Source organism: Xanthomonas albilineans, from assembly GCF_002939705.1.
Lineage (GTDB): Bacteria > Pseudomonadota > Gammaproteobacteria > Xanthomonadales > Xanthomonadaceae > Xanthomonas_A > Xanthomonas_A albilineans.
On sequence record NZ_MDCB01000039.1, the window covers coordinates 1 to 3865 of the forward strand.

At 57.8% G+C, this 3865-nt stretch carries 2 protein-coding genes; both read right to left on the reverse strand.

Annotated features, from left to right (window positions below; all coding sequences use genetic code 11):
• On the reverse strand, nt 1-1781 hold a 1781-nt coding region (locus XalbCFBP2523_RS15470), incomplete at its 3' end, for a condensation domain-containing protein (RefSeq protein WP_146084125.1).
• The coding region (locus XalbCFBP2523_RS15475; protein WP_146084126.1) for a non-ribosomal peptide synthetase at nt 1778-3865 on the reverse strand (2088 nt) is incomplete at its 5' end. The genes XalbCFBP2523_RS15470 and XalbCFBP2523_RS15475, both read right to left, overlap by 4 nt.

Sequence of the window (3865 nt, forward strand, 5' to 3'; positions counted from 1 at the left end):
CGCACACCCAATCCGCGCAGGTAATGTGCCAACCGATTGGCTCGCGCATTCAACTCGGCATACGTCAGCGACACCTCACCCTGCACCACCGCGATGGCCGAGGGATCACGCGCGACCTGCGCCTCGAACAACTCGTGCATACACGCATCGCGCGGATAATCCGCTGCCGTTGCATTCCACTCCATCAATATCTGATGCCGCTCGGCCTCAGGCAGGACGTCAAGATCTCGCACCGTCGTCTCCGGCGCATGGGCAAGCGCATCGGCCAGCTCTTCCAACGCCTTCACCAGGAATGCGCATATCCGCTCCGGAGCCAGTGGCCGCTGCGACTGCACCGTCAGCGCAAAACCAGACCCCACATCGTCCACAGAAACGAAAAGCGGATAATTCGTCCGCTCATGCGCTGACAGCGTCTCGATCCCCTCCCAGGCCATTGCCTCGGCAGCGCCTTTTGCCTGGGCGCTATGCCGGTAGTTGAGCAGCGAGGTAAACAACGGCGCCGGCGCCGGAACACCACTGCAACGCTGCGCCAGCGATAGCGGCGCATGCTCATGCCGCAACAGCGCGGCAAGCCGTTTCTGCACCACACGCACACTCTCCACCACACTGGACCCGTCAATCTCGATCCGCAGCGGCAAGTTATTGATGAACAGACCCAACGCACGGTCGGCCCCCGCTCCACCCTGCATGCGGCCAAACAGCACCGTCCCGAACACGACGCGCTCATGCCCTGTGGCACGCGCCACCACCTGCGCCCAGGCCAGATGGAACAGGCTGGCCGCACTCACGCCGAGTTCGCGTGCCTGGCTGCGCAGCAACGCCGACAACCGATCTGGCAGGTCGAGCCGCACCTCCTCCACATCCGATCCATCGCCCTGCACATCGACCAGACCGAACGGCGCACAGGACTCATCCACATCGCCGAGCAGCGTGCGGAAATACGCCTCGTGCTCCTCGCGGCTCACGCCCAGCAACGCCTGCGCCACGAAATTGCGGAACGGCACGGCAGGCGGCAAGCTGTCAGCTGCATCACGCAGGTGGCATCCGACTTCTTCCAGCGTGGTGTGATCCAGGGCAAGGTTATGACAGAGCAACTGCAGTAACCAACGGCCATTGGCCGGATCGTGTGCGGCAAAGCCTCGCATCAGTGGCGCCTGGCGCACATCCATGCGCCAATGCCGTGGATCGAAACGCGACTGCAGCTGTGCGGCCACATCGCCATCGGCTTGCTCCAGGTGGACCTCCTCGATCACCAGCGGCGCGTGGCGCCATACAACCTGCACCGGGGCGGCCAACCCTTCCCAGGCCATCGCCGTGCGCAGAATGTCGTGACGATCGATCACACGTTGCAAGGCATCGACAAACCTATCCAAACGCGAACGGCTGTCGAACGCGATCAGGTTCGGATGCAAATAGGCATCGCCTTCACGCTGCAGCAGATAATGGAAGAAAATGCCTTCCTGCAACGGTGCCAGTGGATAGATGTCCTGAATATTTGCCGAACCACCAGGCGTAAATTCCGCAATCGCGCGAATATCATTTCTCGATATATCAATGAGATGTCGATCGTCACGAGCCACGCCTCCAGTAACCCTGAAATTATTGATAATTCCTGCATTTATTTCTTTAATTATAATTTCCTTATTTTTTTTTATAAATTCTCGAGCCTCTACATCAAGCCCTCCTTTTTTACACAAAATACGCAAATTGAGACCATCGTCAGTTAATGACAAAGATATTTTATTGACATAAAATTCTAGGAATAGATCATTTATTTTCATATTATAACTTCCTCAGTTGAATCCGCATCGGAAAGTGATGAGGAAGGTTTTATTTTATAATTTTCACTTAATATAATGGTCTTCTCTGCCAGCGAAAATACTGTCGGTGTGACGAGAAGGTTCTCGATATCGGTTTTCATATCCTGCTGCCGCATGCGTTCAATCAGCGTCACTGCCAATAGTGAATGCCCACCGAGTGCGAAGAAATTGTCGTGTCGACCTATCGTCTCCAGACCCAGCAGTTCACTCCAGATCGCGGCAATTGCCTGTTCGATTTCGCCCTGCGGTGCTTCATATGCATGCGCCGCATAGGCCGTACCATCCGGTGCCGGCAATGCCTTGCGATCCAGCTTGCCATTCGGGGTCAGCGGCAGGCGATCCAACTGCACATAAGCGGCCGGCACCATGTAGTCCGGCAGCACAGCCGATAGCCAGTTGCGCAATGGCGCAGCATCGACACCCTCGGCGCCGACCCAATACGCCACCAGTCGTTTATCGCTAACTGTCGCATCTTCCAGCGCCACGACCACGCATTCGCGCACATCCGCATGTGCACTCAACCGCGCCTCGATCTCGCCCAGCTCGATGCGGAAACCACGGATCTTGATCTGGTAATCGTTGCGTCCGACAAACTCGATCGTCCCGTCGGCACGCCAGCGACCTAGATCTCCAGTGCGATACATCCGCACCGTCGGATCGGTATTGAATGGATCGGCGAGGAAACGCGTGCCAGTCAAGTCGTCGCGATCCAGATACCCACGCCCCACGCCATCGCCACCGATATACAACTCGCCTACTACCCCAATCGGAGCCGGCGCACCGTATGCATCCAGAATGTAGATGCGCACATTGGCAATCGGACGACCAATCGGTGGCGCACCCGATGCACTCGCATCACATTCATGCACACACGCACAGACCGCCGTCTCCGTGGGACCGTACGCATTGATCAAGCGTCGCCCTTGGCTCCAACGCTTCACCATCGCAGCAGGCAGTACCTCACCTGCGACAACGACTGTTTGCAAAGAAACGAGTTCTTCAACATTTGACACTGTAGGCAACACTGTTGGCGGCAATGTCGCGTTGGTGATTTCATTCTTCTTGATTATTTCAGAAAAATCATCTCCTGCCAGAATTTGATTTCTGCATGGGATAAACAATGCACCACCCCAACAGATCGCCATCATGATTTCGAACGTACAAGCATCGAAACTGAAAGAGGCAAACTGCAAGACGCGACTATCCGGATTTAAGAGCAACGTTTGCTTCTGAGCGCAAGCCATGTTGACGACGCCGCGATGCTCGTTCATCGCTCCCTTGGGTGCACCGGTCGATCCGGAGGTGTAGATGACATACGCCAAATGGCGTGCGGTCAGGCCATTGGCGTGGCGGTCGGGATTACTGTCTGGCAGATGCGTCCAATGTTCACTGTCGGCTTGCAGATCGACGATCACCGCCGCAGTGGCACTGCATTCGACCAGGCGACGACTGGCGGCATCCGTCAGCACCGCCACCGCGCCGCAATCGGAGTGCATATAGGCCAGCCGCTCCGGCGGATAGGCCGGGTCCAGCGGCACATACGCACCGCCCGCCTTCAGCACCGCCACCACCGCCACCACCATCTCCACACTACGCTGCACACAGATCGCCACACGGTCGTCCGGGCGCACACCCAACTCGCGCAGGTAATGCGCCAGGCGATTGGCACGTGCGTTCAACTCGCCATACGTCAGCGACGCCTCGCCCTGCACCACCGCGATCGCCGTGGGATCGCGCGCCACCTGCGCCTCGAACAACTCGTGCACACACGCATCGCGTGGATAATCTGCCGCCGTCGCATTCCATTGAATCAATACCTGATGGCGCTCGGCCTCACCCAGGATTGGTAGACGGTCCACCGCACGATCGTCAGCGTCTTCGGCCACCATCGCCGCCAACAAATGCTGCCAATGGCCCATCCACCGCTCCAGCGTCGCATGCTCGAACAACGCGGTGGCATAGGTCAGACTGCCCACGATCCCGTCCGTGTTTTCTTCCAACGACAGCGACAGATCGAACTGCGCGCTCGTCTGCGTCGCACCCAG